Source organism: Rhizobium sp. 01N424 (assembly GCF_056399485.1).
The window spans coordinates 75,073-88,941 of record NZ_JBFTRK010000014.1 but is presented as its reverse complement, the minus strand read 5'-3'; the positions used below and the strand labels follow the sequence as shown (position 1 = coordinate 88,941).

General features: G+C 61.9%; 14 protein-coding genes. 2 read left to right on the top strand and 12 right to left on the bottom strand.

Annotated elements, in window-relative coordinates:
- Positions 1–31 precede the first annotated feature (31 nt).
- From AC1DNK_RS26205 to AC1DNK_RS26195, 3 genes are all read right to left on the bottom strand, one after another.
- Complete coding sequence (locus AC1DNK_RS26205; protein WP_477944023.1) at positions 32–994, bottom strand: helix-turn-helix domain-containing protein; 963 nt, start codon at positions 992–994, stop codon at positions 32–34.
- A 125-nt stretch (positions 995–1,119) separates the two neighbouring features.
- Complete coding sequence (tehA, locus tag AC1DNK_RS26200) at positions 1,120–2,121, bottom strand: dicarboxylate transporter/tellurite-resistance protein TehA (RefSeq protein WP_477944022.1); 1,002 nt, start codon at positions 2,119–2,121, stop codon at positions 1,120–1,122.
- Between the two features lie 57 nt (positions 2,122–2,178).
- Entirely contained in the window at positions 2,179–2,517 is a 339-nt protein-coding gene (locus AC1DNK_RS26195; RefSeq protein ID WP_477944021.1) for a carboxymuconolactone decarboxylase family protein, read from the bottom strand.
- A 116-nt stretch (positions 2,518–2,633) separates the two neighbouring features.
- Between AC1DNK_RS26195 and AC1DNK_RS26190 the strand changes: the two genes are divergently transcribed.
- Positions 2,634–3,548 (top strand): AraC family transcriptional regulator, encoded by a 915-nt coding sequence (locus tag AC1DNK_RS26190; RefSeq protein ID WP_477944020.1) that lies wholly within the window; start codon positions 2,634–2,636, stop codon positions 3,546–3,548.
- An 18-nt stretch (positions 3,549–3,566) separates the two neighbouring features.
- Here the strand turns inward: AC1DNK_RS26190 and AC1DNK_RS26185 are convergent, their stop codons facing one another.
- The 6 genes from AC1DNK_RS26185 to AC1DNK_RS26160 form a co-directional block, all read right to left on the bottom strand.
- Complete coding sequence (locus tag AC1DNK_RS26185; protein WP_477944019.1) at positions 3,567–5,288, bottom strand: ABC transporter ATP-binding protein; 1,722 nt, start codon at positions 5,286–5,288, stop codon at positions 3,567–3,569.
- Between the two features lie 248 nt (positions 5,289–5,536).
- Entirely contained in the window at positions 5,537–6,394 is an 858-nt protein-coding gene (locus tag AC1DNK_RS26180; RefSeq protein ID WP_477944018.1) for a transporter substrate-binding domain-containing protein, read from the bottom strand.
- 34 nt (positions 6,395–6,428) lie between these two features.
- Positions 6,429–7,202, bottom strand: a complete 774-nt coding sequence (locus AC1DNK_RS26175) for an ABC transporter ATP-binding protein (RefSeq protein WP_477944017.1) — start codon at positions 7,200–7,202, stop codon at positions 6,429–6,431.
- Complete coding sequence (locus AC1DNK_RS26170; RefSeq protein WP_477944016.1) at positions 7,199–7,939, bottom strand: ABC transporter permease; 741 nt, start codon at positions 7,937–7,939, stop codon at positions 7,199–7,201. The genes AC1DNK_RS26175 and AC1DNK_RS26170 overlap by 4 nt, the downstream gene beginning before the upstream one ends.
- Positions 7,939–8,658, bottom strand: coding sequence for an ABC transporter permease (locus AC1DNK_RS26165; protein WP_477944056.1), 720 nt, complete (start codon positions 8,656–8,658; stop codon positions 7,939–7,941). Before AC1DNK_RS26165 ends, AC1DNK_RS26170 begins: the two co-directional genes overlap by 1 nt.
- On the bottom strand, positions 8,658–10,079 hold the full coding sequence (locus AC1DNK_RS26160) for a M20 family metallopeptidase (RefSeq protein WP_477944015.1): 1,422 nt from the start codon (positions 10,077–10,079) through the stop codon (positions 8,658–8,660). Before AC1DNK_RS26160 ends, AC1DNK_RS26165 begins: the two co-directional genes overlap by 1 nt.
- Before the next feature lie 175 nt (positions 10,080–10,254).
- Between AC1DNK_RS26160 and AC1DNK_RS26155 the strand changes: the two genes are divergently transcribed.
- Entirely contained in the window at positions 10,255–10,890 is a 636-nt protein-coding gene (locus AC1DNK_RS26155) for a GntR family transcriptional regulator (protein WP_477944014.1), read from the top strand.
- Positions 10,891–10,939: 49 nt separating this feature from the next.
- On the opposite strand, the gene AC1DNK_RS26150 is transcribed toward AC1DNK_RS26155, so the two are convergent.
- The 3 genes from AC1DNK_RS26150 to AC1DNK_RS26140 all read right to left on the bottom strand — a co-directional run bounded on the left by AC1DNK_RS26150 (position 10,940) and on the right by AC1DNK_RS26140 (position 13,866).
- Positions 10,940–12,664 carry an ABC transporter substrate-binding protein gene (locus tag AC1DNK_RS26150; protein ID WP_477944013.1) on the bottom strand — a complete coding sequence of 575 codons (1,725 nt, stop codon included), beginning with the start codon at positions 12,662–12,664 and terminating at the stop codon, positions 10,940–10,942.
- 79 nt (positions 12,665–12,743) lie between these two features.
- Positions 12,744–13,025 (bottom strand): DUF2160 domain-containing protein, encoded by a 282-nt coding sequence (locus AC1DNK_RS26145; protein WP_112388236.1) that lies wholly within the window; start codon positions 13,023–13,025, stop codon positions 12,744–12,746.
- Positions 13,026–13,038: 13 nt separating this feature from the next.
- Positions 13,039–13,866 carry a carbohydrate ABC transporter permease gene (locus AC1DNK_RS26140; RefSeq protein WP_112514886.1) on the bottom strand — a complete coding sequence of 276 codons (828 nt, stop codon included), beginning with the start codon at positions 13,864–13,866 and terminating at the stop codon, positions 13,039–13,041.
- Positions 13,867–13,869: the final 3 nt, after the last annotated feature.

Below are 13,869 nucleotides of genomic sequence, written 5' to 3'. Positions count from 1 at the left end.
ACTGTCGCAGCGTTGCGACAGGCTTGAAGGCTCAGTGGAGGTTCAGCCGCTTCATCTTGCGGTGAAGCGTGGCGCGGCTCATGCCGAGATTGGCGGCTGCCTGCGAGACATTGCCGTTGGTGCGCGTCAGCGCCCGCATAAGCGCTGCGCGCTCCGCATCCATCAGCGCTTCCTCGCCATCGGCCGGGCGGCTTTCCTGCAGGGCATCGGCCGCGGGGATGCCGGCGGCGATCCGGCGGTCGTCGAGTTTCAGCGCCAGCCGGGCGGCACGCGTGGCGCCAAGCACCAGATCGTGACGGTCGACCGCAAGCAGGGCGGCAGCGGAATTGGTGCCTGAGGGCACCATCAGGAAACGGGAGCCTGCAAAGGCACTGCGGAAAATATTGAGCTCGATACGCATCGCCGCGTCGCGAACAGCCTGCGCCAGGATCGACAAGGTCATCTCGTTGACGTCGTCGCGGCAGGTGGAGATGTCGAGAGCGGCGGCCAGCTGGCCGCGATGGTCGCGGATCGGCGCGGTCGTGCAGCTGAGCTTGATGTTCGAGGAGAGGAAGTGCTGGTCGCGAAAGATCGAGACGGAGCGCTCGTCGGCCAGAGCCGTGCCGATGCCGTTCGTACCGACGCTCGCTTCGGTCCAGACCGATCCGGTCCACAGGCCGAGGTCGTTGAACTCCTTGTCGTCGGCACTGGCGCCACGGCGCTCCAGTGCCACCCCCTCGCGGCAGGTCAGAAGCAGGCAGCAGCCCGCCTTGCCGACCGTCAGGAACAGCCGGTCGAGCTCATCGCTCGCGTCGCGGATCAGTTGTTCGGATTGTTCGCGGGCAAGCCGGAATTCCTGCTCGGTCAGGCGCAGGGGCGTGCGCTTCTCTTCAGGAGTCAGCTGATGCTTGTCCATACAGCGGCGCCAGGAGGCAACGATCGGGGAGCTGGCGGCAGCAGAGTTCTGCTGCGCCCACGTGTAGACATGGTCGGCATGCGCTGTAAATTCGTGCATCTGCTCCTCCCACGGAACGTAGACCGCAGTCTGGGGCAAATGCCGTCTCATTGCAATTCTGCTTAAGGAAGCAGCCTGTTCCATGCCGCAGGGGAACTGTCGCAGATCTGCGACAGTTCGCTGTTTCAGCTGGTCTTTGGCTGTGCGGCGGGCAGAAGCTTGCCGCGGGCAATCAGCCAGAGCGTGCCGATCGCGATCAGGCCAACCACAGCATTGACGGCAATGAAGATTACCACGGCCAGACCTTGGAGCGCCGGGTCGTCGCTATGGCTGGCAACGCGAATCGTGGCAGTCGCAAGGGCCGTCGCACCGAAGGTGAAGGCCCAGTAGGAACCGGCGAATGGCTGTTTCATGATCCAGGGCAGGAGACGCAGCAGGACGGCCGCCTCCAGGATCGCATAGCCCAGCATCGCGTGAACCAGCATGTCGGGCGTCCCGCCGTTGACGCTGAGATAGGCGACGCTGCCGACCGCCGGAGGGGCGAGCTGGATGCCCAGCGTCGGGCGCAGTTGCACGGCGAGCTCCGGCGCCGTCAGCAGGCGGTGCAGCAACACCGAGTCGATCGCCAGCCAGGCGAAGAAGCCGGCGCCGAAGGCAAGCTGGCCAAGCTCATGGTATCCGAGTGCACCGAGAACGATGGCAGAGACGAAGGAGCCTGCGACCGTCGGCAGATAAAGGACGGGCGTCGTGGTCGTCACGTCGCGGCCGCCCTGCCAAAGCCCTCCGGTCCGCCACAGGGCGAAGGCGAAGGTAAAGGCGACGCCGACACCAAAGAGGACTTCGGTGGCCGCCCGCGAATAGGGCAGAAGAGCAAGACCAGCCAGCATGGTGGCAACGCCGGCAAGCCCGACGAAGCAGCATTGAACGGCATGTTCCAGCTCGGCCAGTGCCTCACCGCGCGCATTCAGCCACTTGAGGCCATATAGAATGCTGACGATGAGCCAGACGGCCACGGCGAGCAGGCTGAGGATCTCGCCCGGTGCGGCGGGCAAGCCCCAGACCGAGGCCGCCGCCCGCCAACTGTTGCCGAGCCCGGCAATGCCGAGAACCATGCCGAAGAAGGATGCCGGGACACGCGGCATCTGGAAACCGGCCCTTGCCGGCATGTCTGCAGCTTGCATTGCCATGACCTCGCTTCAACAGGGGAGCGGAAGGCAGCGCGCCTTCCGCGTCGCAGAATGCACTTAACCGGCGATCGCCTCGGCGGCGTCGAGGACGCGGGCCGAATAGACCATGGCGGCGCCGGCATTGATAGCCACTGCAACACCGAGCGCCTCGGAGATTTCCTCCTTGGTCGCACCCTGCTTCAGGGCTTCCGTCGTGTGGACCGCGATACAGCCGTCGCAACGGATCGTCACGGCAACGGCGAGCGCGATCAGTTCGCGCTGCTTGGCATCAAGATAATTGGTCTTCTGCCCGGCCGTCGAGAGGGTCTGGTAACCCTTCACCGTCTCAGGCACGGTCTTGCCGAATTCGCCGATCCGGGCGATCAGCTGGCTGCGGTATTCTTTCCAGTTCAACATGGTCTTGCCTTTCCATCATCTTCAGCAGCGCCGTCGCTGTCTGTTGGGATGGAATATGGACTTTTCAGGCGATCCGATGAATGTTTCAGAAAGTCAAATTCTAGCGTGATCGTCTCATGGATATCCTCAGCCGCCTTATCGACCTTGCCGGGCTGCGCACCAGCCTGGACATTCGCTGCCGTCTTGAGGGCTCTTTCGCGATTGACCACGAACCGGCCGGTCGCGGCGTGATCCCGTTTCATGTCGTCCTCTCCGGCAGCTGCCGTTTGCGGCTTCCCGACCGGCGGGTGGTGGAGCTGACGGCAGGGGATTTTCTCATGCTGCCGCGCGGCGAGGCACATGTTATCGTCGGCAGCGAGACCGGTAACCGGCCATCACCCGTCAGGCTCTCTTATGATGGTATGCTGCCGGTGCGGGCGAATGGCGATGGGCCGCCCGATGTCGATCTGCTCTGTGGGCATTTCGATGCGGCAGCGGGTTCGTCATCGCTGCTGCTCGACACCTTGCCTGATATCTTTCATGCTTCGCTGACCGGAGCGCAGTCGGAGGAGACTCTGAAGCTACTGGTGGGAATCCTGCGTGACGAGGCGATGAATCAGGAAGCCGGTGCGTTGACGATTGCCACGGCAATCTGCCTCGCACTGCTAACGATGGCACTGCGGGCGCGAAACAATGCAGCGCTCGGCACCGCCGGTCTCGTGGCGCTGATTGCCAATCCGCGCTTCTCGCGCGCCCTGAAGGCCGTGATCTCCGCTCCGGCGGAAGACTGGACGATCGGGCGGCTGGCGTCGCTCAGCGCCATGTCGCGTGCCACCTATGCCAGGCAGTTCAAGGAAACGTCGGGAATGACCGTGGTGGGCTTTCTGACGGATCTCCGTATGACACTTGCCAGCGACCTCTTGATCCGCACGCGCCGGACGGTCGCCGATATCGCCGCCGAGGTCGGCTATGACTCCGAGGCGGCCTTCGGCAAGGCATTCAAGGCAAGGCGTGGAGTGCCGCCGGCGCGCTTCAGGCAGCAGATGGCCTGAAGCGCGCCGGGCATTTTCTCAGGCGACGGCGCCGAACTGGGCGTTATGCAGCCGGGCATAGGCACCGTTTGTGGAGAGAAGCTCCTTGTGAGTGCCTTCCTCGTCGATGCCATCGCGCCCCATCACCACGATGTGGTCGGCATTGCGGATCGTGGCCAGACGGTGGGCGACGACGAGCGTCGTACGCCCCTGCGAAAGTTCCGAAAGCGCCTGCTGGATCTGATATTCGGTCGCCGTGTCGAGCGCCGACGTGGCCTCGTCGAGGATCAGGATCGGCGGGTTCTTCAGGAAGATGCGGGCGATCGCCAAACGCTGCTTCTGGCCACCCGAGAGCTTCACACCCCGCTCGCCGGTCGGCGTATCCAGCCCTGCCGGCAGGGAGCGGACGAATTCATCCAGCGACGAGCGGCGCAAGGCCTCCATGATCTCGGCATCGGACGCGCCAAGACGGCCGTAAGCGATATTCTCGCGGATGGTCGAACCGAACAGGAAGACATCCTGCTGGACGATGCCGATCTGGCTGCGCAGCGACGCCTGCGTCATGTCGCGGATATCAATGCCATCGATGGTGATGGCGCCCGACGTGACATCGTAGAAGCGCGGCAGCAGCGAGCATATGGTGGTCTTTCCCGCACCCGAGGGGCCGACAAAAGCGACGGTCTCGCCCGCCGATATCTTCAGGTTCAGATGCTCGAAGACCTTGCCGTCGTCCGAATAGCCGAAGGAGACGTCGTTGTAGACGATGTCGCCCCGCAGCGAGTTGACCGTCATCGCATTCGGCCGGTCGGCGAGATCCGGCTCGGTGTCGATCAGCGAGATGAAGCGCTTAAAGCCGGCAATGCCCTTCGGATACATCTCCAGCACCGAGGTGATCTTGTCGATCGGGTGGAAGAATACGTTGACGAGCAGCAGGAAGCCGACGAAGCCGCCATAGGTCAGCTCGCCTGATACGACATACCAGGTGCCGGCCACCATGATGATCAGCTGCACCAGGCGCGTGCTGAAATAGCTGAGCGCGATGCTTGCGGTCATGTAGGCATAGGCGTTGAGCTTGGTTTCCTTGTAGCCTTCGTTGTTGCGGGCAAAGAGCTCGCTTTCGTAGCCCTCATTGCCGAAGGCTTTGACGACGCGGATACCGCCGACGCTTTCCTGGACGCGGGTGTTGAAGTCACCGACCTTGCGGAACAGGTTGCGCCAGGTCACCGTCATCTTGGCGCCGTAACGGCTGACAAGCCAGGTCATGAACGGCACGATCGCAGTGGTGATCAGCGCCAGCTTCCAGTGGACCGAGAACATCAGCAGGAAGGCGCCGATGAAGGTCATGATGGCGATGAACACGTCCTCGGGGCCGTGATGCGCGACCTCGCCGACCTCTTCGAGGTCCTTGGTGACATGGGTGATCAGGTGGCCGGTCTTGTTGTTGTCGAAATAGCGGAACGACAGCTTCTGGATGTGATCGAAAGCCTGGCGGCGCATATCCGACTCGATCGAGATGCCGAGCGCATGGCCCCAATAGTTGACCACGGCCGATAGAGCCGTGTTGATCGCGTAGATGGCGAGCAGTGCCGCGGCGACGGCAGCAATCAGTCCCCAGTCGCGGCCGGGCAGCAGCTCGTCGACGAAAAGCTTGACGGCCAGCGGAAAGCCGAGCTCCAGCAGGCCTGCAAGAACGGCGCAGCCGAAGTCGAGGAAGAACAACCGCTTGTAGCGGGCATAATAGGAAAAGAAGCGACGAAACATGAATGCCCTCCGGGGCAATATCTGTCAGGATCGTTGGATGGGAAGCGGGTCAAGCAGACGCGCCAAATCGGCACCGCTGCTCAGCGTTGAAATGTGCCGAAATTTCTCATCGGACGATCCTCCTTCATGAGTCGCTGAAGCCTTATAGTATGAGCTGCTGTATAAGTCACTACAGCTTGTAGGTGGAAAACGAAGAGCCCGGCGGAGCTATTGCCCGCCGGGCTTCAAGAACCACCGTGATCAGAGGCTCACTTCGGCGTGACGTCGAAGCCGAACCACTTTTCCGACAGCGTCTTGATCGTGCCGTCAGCCTTGGCGGCGGCGATCGCGTCGTTGAACATCGCCTTCAGTTCGGTGTCGTCCTTGCGCAGGCCAACCGAGCTGCCACGGCCGAGGAAGCCGCCCTGGAAGCGCGGACCGGTCGTTGTCATGTCTTCGTTGCCCGGCTTCTGCGAAGCGGTCGTGAGGTATGCCATCGAGGCCATGACCAGATCGACTCGGCCAGCCTTGAGGTCGAGATCGTGTTCTTCGGTGGTCTTGTACTCGCGGACTTCGACGACGCCCTTCAGGTACTTGTCGACAAAGGCGGCAGCGGTGGAGGCGGTCTGCACGCCGATCGTCTTGCCCTGCAGGGCAGGCTTGATCTTGTCGATTTCGGCGGCGGCGCCGGCCTCATCGCTGGCGAGCGAGAAGACCTGGCCCTTTTCCGGCAGGTTTGCCAGGTCGCTCTGCTTCGAGGTGGCGAAGGCCTGGCCGGTGGAGCCGTAGGAATCGCTGAAGGCGATCACTTCTTCGCGCTTGGCGGTCGCCGACATGCCGGAGATGATGGCGTCGAACTTGCCAGCGTTGAGTGCCGGGATCATGCCGTCGAAGTTCTGGACGACGACCTTGCACTCGACCTTCATGTGGTCGCAGAGATACTTGGTGAGCTCGATCTCATAGCCATCGAGCGTGCCGTCAGGCTTGGTGAAGTTGTAGGGCTTGAAGGAACCTTCGGTTGCGATCGTCACCGTCGTCCACTTCTTGTCCTCGGCATGGGCGATGCCCGCCGTAGCGATAACCGCCGTTGCAGCGGCTGCGGTCAAAACCCGCGAAAGAATTGTCATTGTAGCTCCCCTTTTCTTGGTTTGGGCTGAGAAATCATTTGCTGATGAACTGCCGGAAGCGTTCCGAGCGTGAATTGGCAAAGACGTCCTGCGGCTTGCCGTCTTCTTCGACGAGGCCCTGATGCAGGAAGACGACGCGGCTGGAGACATCGCGGGCGAAGCTCATCTCGTGGGTGACGACCAGCATGGTGCGGCCTTCTTCGGCGAGCGCGCGCATGACGCGGAGAACTTCGCCGACCAGTTCGGGATCGAGCGCCGATGTCGGCTCATCGAACAACATCACTTTCGGACGCATCGCCAGCGCCCGGGCGATCGCCGCACGCTGCTGCTGACCACCCGAAAGGTGGGCCGGATAGAAATTGCGCTTCTCGGCAATGCCGACCTTGGCAAGCAGTGCCTCGGCCTCCTCGATGCATTCGGCGCGATTGCGGCCCTGCACGTGAACCGGCGCCTCGATAACATTCTCAAGCACGGTCTTGTGGGACCAGAGATTGAAGCTCTGGAAGACCATGCCAAGCTGCGAGCGAATGCGATCGACCTGTTTGCGATCGGCCGGGCGGCTTGCGCCCTTGGCGTCAGGCACCATCCGGATCGTCTCGCCGGCAACCGTCACCTCGCCGGAATTCGGTGTCTCCAGCAGGTTGATACAGCGCAGGAATGTCGATTTTCCAGAGCCTGACGAGCCGAGGATCGACACGACGTCGCCTTCATGCGCGTCGAGCGAGATGCCCTTGAGCACTTCGACATTGCCGAAGCTCTTGTGCAGTTTCTTGACGCTTAGCGCGATCGGCGAAGGGGTGGCGGTCATCGGGCATCTCCTCCAAGTGCGGGAGCAGACACGTCTGCCGGATGATAAGGCAAGGGTTGGCGCAGATGCGGGCTCAACCAGTATTCGACGAGATGGACGAGGCGCGTCAGCAGGAAGTTGATCGCCAGATAGATCGCACCGGCGACGATGAAGACTTCGATCGCCCGGTAGCTCTCGGAGATGATGCGCGCCGCAACGCCTGTGACTTCCATCAGTGTGATGATCGATGCCAGCGAGGTCGCCTTGACCATCGAGATCATTTCGTTGCTGTAGCCGGGCAGCGCCTGGCGGATTGCCAGCGGCAGCACGATGCGCCGGAACTGCATCAGCCGCGGCATGCCGCAGGCGCGCGCCGCCTCGATCTGGCCGAAGGGAACTGAAAGCAGCCCGCCGCGGATGATCTCGCTGGCATAGGCGGCGGTATTCATCGTCAGTGCCAGCACCGCGCACCAATAGGGATCGCGCAGGAAGGGCCAGAAGACGCTGTGACGGACGGCCGGGAACTGGCTGAGACCGTAGTAGAGCAGGAAGATCTGGACGAGCAGCGGCGTGCCGCGGAAGACGAAGACGTAAGCGCGGGCAAACCACTCCAGTCCCTTGTTGCCGGACAGGCGGCAAAGCGCGATGGCTAGTGCCAGAACGGCGCCAAGCGCAATCGAGGTGGCTGCCAATTCCAGCGTCAGCGGGATGGCCGAAATCAGGCTAACGAAGGTCTCGGAAAGAAATTGCCAGTCCATCAGCCTCTCCTCACGCCGCGCGAGAAGTGCTTTTCGGCACGCCGCAGAAACAGCCCGGAGCCGGTGGAGATGACGAGATAGATCGCTCCGGCAATGGCATAGAAATCGAAGGGCAACCCGGTTGAACCGGCGGCGATCTGTGTCTGGCGCAAGAGTTCGGCGACACCGGTGATCGAGACGAGGGCGGATTCTTTCAGGACCACCTGCCAGATATTGCCGAGACCGGGAAGGGCGTGGCGCAATGTCAGCGGCGCGATGATGCGGCGGAAACGCAGCCAGCGGCCCATGCCGCAGGCGATCGCCGCCTCGATCTCACCGGGATGTACCGCCTTGAAGGCGCCGCGGAAGACTTCGGTGAATTGGGCGCCAGAGGTGACGCCAACGGCGAGCGAGCCGGCGAGGAAGCCCGGAAACCCGAGAAAGCCTTCGGCACGGAAGAGCTGGCCGATCGCGGTGACCGCAGCGCTGCCGCCGAAATAGAATAGGTAGATGACCAGAAGGTCCGGAATGCCGCGCAACACCGTCGTATAGGTGTCGGCGGCGATCCTGAGGCCGCGTCCGCCTGATATCTTCGCCCAGGCGCCGAAGGATCCGATGACGGCGCCGGTCGAATAGCCGGCGAGCGCGACGAGAACGGTCATCCACGCGCCTGCAAGCAGCGCCTTGCCCCATCCATCGGGGCCGAAGCTGATGAGCTCGAGGATGCCCGGCTGGTTCATCATGCCTGCCTTTCGGGAAGCGGCGGCTGCACGTCGTCGGGGATCGGATTGACGAACGGCGCCCCATCGAGGCGGGCCTTAAGGTCCGCCTTGGCCGCCTCGATGAGATCAGGGTTGCGGATCAGATCGATGGCGGTGCTCGCCATGACCTTCGCCGCGTGTTCCGTGCCCTTGTGGGCAGCCGGAAGTTTGCCCTGGGCAACAAGTTGCCAGGAATGACCGGGCGTGCCGATCGCATAGGTGGCGCCGCGCATCTGCACGGTTGGTACCACCCAGCTGACGCTGCCGACATCGGTGGAGCCGACGATCGAGCTGTCACCGGCATAGAGCGGGAAGATCTCTTCGCAGAGCGGCTGATCCTTCTTCGGCTTCAGGCCGAAGCGGGCATAGGACGAGGCGATATCCTCAGGGCTCATCGTCGCCTGGAACTTGCGGGCGGTCTCGCGGTCGGCATCGTCGAATACAGGCGGACCGAGACGCTGGAGATTGGCAAACATCAGATCTTCGAGCGGCACGTTGCCAACCAGATTGGCGTCGCCGCTGATCACTTCGCTGCGCACCGTGGTTTCGGTCATCAGCGCCGCACCTTCGGCAACCTTCTTGACTCGGGCGACGAGCGACAGCAGTTCCGGCAGATTGCGGGCGCGGACCAGATAACGGACGGTCGCCTTGGCCTGAACCACGTTCGGCGCCGAGCCGCCGGTATCGGTGACGGCGTAATGGATGCGGGCGCTCGACGGCATATGCTCGCGCATGTAGTTGACGCCGACATTCATCAGCTCGACGGCGTCAAGCGCGCTGCGGCCGAGATGCGGGGTAGCCGAAGCGTGCGAGGCGCGGCCGGAGAAGTAGAAGTTCAGCTCGTTGCAGGCAAGCGAAACCGGATTGTTGACGCCGGCAAAAGCTGCCGGATGCCAGCAGATGGCGATATCTACATCATCGAAGACGCCGGCGCGAACCATGAAGCCCTTGGAGGAGCCGCCCTCTTCAGCCGGGCAGCCGTAGTAGCGGATACGGCCTTTGAGACCATTCGCAGCCAAGAAATCCTTGACGGCGGAGGCTGCCAGCATGGAGCCTGCACCCAGCATGTTGTGGCCGCAGCCATGGCCGTGGCCGTTCACTTCGGCCTCGCGCTTTTCGGCAAGCCCAGCCACCTGGCTGAGGCCCGGAAGCGCATCGAACTCGCCGAGAATGGCGATCACGGGTCCGCCTTCGCCAGCCTCGCCCATGACGGCGGTCGGCAGCCCGGCAATGCCGCGCTCGACGCGGAAGCCCTCGTCTTCCAGCTGGCGGGCATGCTCGTCGGCCGAGCGGTATTCCTCGTAATTCGTCTCCGGCATATCCCAGATGCGATCACTGAGCGCAGCGAAGGACGCGCTCTTGGCTTCGACGATATCCCAAACGGCTTCGATGTTTTTCATGACTTTCAAAACGGCTTCGTTTCGCATAGTATCCAAAATTGGCGCCAATTTAGGTTACAAAAATTTTTTGCGCAATCCATGTGCATGAATAAATTTTGGACAAACTCAAGCGGTTGCCACGCCTACAGAATTTGGAACAGGCGTGCTATCGATGATGAAAAACAGGGGATTGCGAATGGCAGACGTCGTGATGGAAGAGGGGCCGGAAGCGGCAGAAGCACGCGACGTAACGGACTTCATCCTGCAGGACATTCTCGCCGGCGTGCTGCTGCCCGGAACATGGCTAAAGCAGATCGATCTTGAGCGCCGCTACAAATGCACGCGTCCGGAAGTACGCCGCGCGCTTGACCGCCTGGCGCAGAAGCGCCTTGTCGAGCATGTTCCGAACCGCGGCTACCACGTCTATGAGCCGGATGGCCGCCGCGCCCAGGAAGTCAGCGAGATCCGCATTATTCTCGAAACCGCGATCGCGTCGACGATCGTTTCGAATGCTGCGGCAGACGAGATCGCCAAGCTGCGGAAGCTTGCCGATCATTTCGATCTGATGGTGCTGAACGGAACGATGCTGGAGCTTTATGAAGCCAATCTGGCCTTCCATCGCCAGCTGCTGACGCTCGGCGGCAATCTCGAACTCGTCGACCTCATTACCGAAATCCGCCAGCGGACCTCCTCGGCGCCGGTCTCGCAATGGCGCACCCGCGCAAGGGTCGAACAATCCGGCCGCGAGCATCATCAGATGATCGATGCGATCGCGGCCGGGGATGTCGAAAGCCTGAAGGCGCTGGTCCGCCAGCATATCCTGCAGCGCTGAATCAAACAGGCCGGGAGCCTCGTATCTCCCGGCCTGCCTTTGGTCATGATCAGTTGGACTGCCAGCTCTTGACCAGTTCGTCGTAATTGACCGTCACCGGCTTTTCCTTCTCGTTCTCGATCTTCAGCTGCGGAGCGAGGTTGCCCTTGGCGACGGCATCCTTGTTCCAGTACTCAAGATCGTGCTCTTCGGCGAGCTTCGGGCCGATATCACCCTGCACCCTGGCGCGTTCGAGGCGCTGGAGCACCTTTTCCTGCTCGGAGCAAAGCGAGTCCATGGCTTCCTGTGCGGTCTTGGCACCGGAAGAAGCATCACCCACGGCCTGCCACCAGAGCTGTGCCAGCTTCGGATAGTCAGGAACGTTGGTACCGGTCGGAGACCACTGAACGCGGGCCGGCGAGCGGTAGAACTCGATCAGACCGCCGAGCTTGGGAGCGCGCTCCGTGAAGCTCTTGTCGCGAATGGTCGACTCGCGGATGAAGGTCAGGCCGACATGGCTCTTCTTCACGTCGACGGTCTTCGACGTCACGAACTGCGCGTAGAGCCATGCGGCCTTGGCGCGGTCATCGGGCGTCGATTTCATCAGCGTCCAGGAACCGACGTCCTGATAGCCGAGCTTCATGCCGTCCTTCCAGTAGACGCCATGTGGGCTGGGCGCCATGCGCCATTTCGGCGTGCCGTCCTCGTTGACCACGGGCAGACCCGGCTTGACGGCGTCAGCCGTGAACGCCGTGTACCAGAAGATCTGCTGAGCTACTTCGCCCTGCGCCGGCACGGGGCCGGATTCGGAGAAGTTCATGCCCTGTGCTGCCGGCGGTGCATAAGCCTTCAACCAATCCAGATATTTCTGGATCGAATAGACGGCGGCGGGGCCGTTGGTGTCGCCGCCACGGGCAACGCACGAACCGACAGGACGCGAATTCTCGTCGACCTTGATGCCCCATTCGTCGACAGGAAGACCGTTCGGCAGGCCCTTGTCGCCGTTGCCGGCCATCGACAGCCAGGCGTCGGTGAAGCGCCAGCCGAGCGACGGGTCCTTCTTGCCGTAGTCCATGTGGCCGAAGACCTTCTTCCCGCCGATGTCGCGGCCAGTAAAGAATTCGGCGATGTCCTCATAGGCCGACCAGTTGACCGGAACGCCGAGATCGTAGCCGTATTTCGCCTTGAAGTCGGCCTTGTTCTTCTCGTCATTGAACCAGTCGTACCGGAACCAGTAGAGGTTCGCGAACTGCTGGTCGGGAAGCTGATAGAGCTTCTTGTCCGGAGCGGTCGTGAACTTGGTGCCGATGAAGTCGTCGATATCGAGGCCGGGATTGGTGACGTCCTTGCCTTCGTTGGCCATCCAGTCGGTCAGCGAGCGGGCCTGTTGGTAGCGCCAATGGGTGCCGATCAGGTCCGAGTCGTTGACATAGGCGTCGTAGATGTTCTCGCCCGACTGCATCTGCGTCTGCAGTTTTTCGACGACGTCGCCTTCGCCGATCAGGTCGTGGGTGATCTTGATGCCGGTGATTGCCGTGAAGGCGGGCGCCAGGACCTTCGATTCATATTCGTGGGTCGTCAGCGTTTCGGAAACGACCTTGATGTCCATGCCGGCAAATGGCTTGCCCGCATCGATGAACCACTGCATCTCCTTTTCCTGGTCCGCACGCGGAAGCGACGAGAGATCGCCGATTTCCTTGTCGAGAAAGGCTTTCGCCTCGTCCATGCCGGCATAGGCAGAGCCTGTCATTGCCAGCAAAATGCCTGCTGTCGTCGCAAATAGATGCCGTCGCATAATATCCTCCCAGGGTTAGCGATTGCAGTCTTCACGTTTCAGGCGGCCAGTACCCCCGGCCATCTGTCTAAACTTGGCATCACACGTAACGGAACACGCCGATGGCGTAGATCACCGAGATGCCAAGAGCCCACCACAGGCCGGGTCCGACAAGGCCCAGCCATGCGAGATGAATGAACGCCGCCCCCAGCAGCGAGATGAAGAGACGGTCGCCGCGCGTCGTCTCGAAGCGCAGCAGGCCGGTGCGCGGAGAGCCCCCCGGCACGAAATATTCCCAGACGCTCATGCCTGCGAGCAGCACGAGGATCGTCAGGAAGAACAGCGCCGTCGGCAGTGTCCAGGCCATCCAGGAAAAGCTCATTTCCGTCTCCTCCTCAGACGCGGCCCAGGGCAAAGCCCTTGGCGATGTAGTTTCGAACGAAATAGATGACGAGCGCGCCGGGCACGATGGTCAGCACCCCTGCCGCCGCAAGCACGCCCCAGTCCATGCCGGCCGCCGAGACCGTTCGCGTCATGATCGCCGATATCGGCTTTGCCGCCGTCGTCGTCAGCGTCCGGGCGAGCAACAACTCCACCCACGAGAACATGAAGCAGAAGAAGGCCGCGACGCCCACGCCGCTGGCGATCAGCGGCATGAAGATCTTCACGAAGAAGCGTGGGAAGGAATAGCCGTCGATATAGGCCGTCTCGTCGATTTCCTTCGGCACGCCGGACATGAAGCCTTCGAGGATCCAGACCGCCAGCGGCACGTTGAACAGGCAATGCGCCAGCGCCACGGCGATATGGGTGTCGATCAGCCCGAAGGCCGAATAGAGCTGGAAGAAGGGCAGGGCGAAAACGGCGGGCGGTGCCATGCGGTTGGTCAAGAGCCAGAAGAACAGGTGCTTGTCGCCGAGGAACCGGTAGCGCGAGAAGGCGTAGGCCGCAGGCAGTGCCGCCAGAACCGAAATCACCGTGTTCATGGCGACATAGATGATCGAGTTGATATAGCCGTTATACCAGGACGGATCTGTGAAGATGACCGTGTAATTCGCGAGCGTCGGGTTCTGCGGCCATAGCGAGAAGGCCCCGGTGATCTCCGAGTTCTCCTTGAAGCTCATGTTGACGAGCCAGTAGATCGGCAGGAGCAGGAAGACGATATAGAGCGTCGAAACCACCCAGGAGAAGTTTCCGGCGGGCTTGTATTTCATTGTCTGAGCCATGGT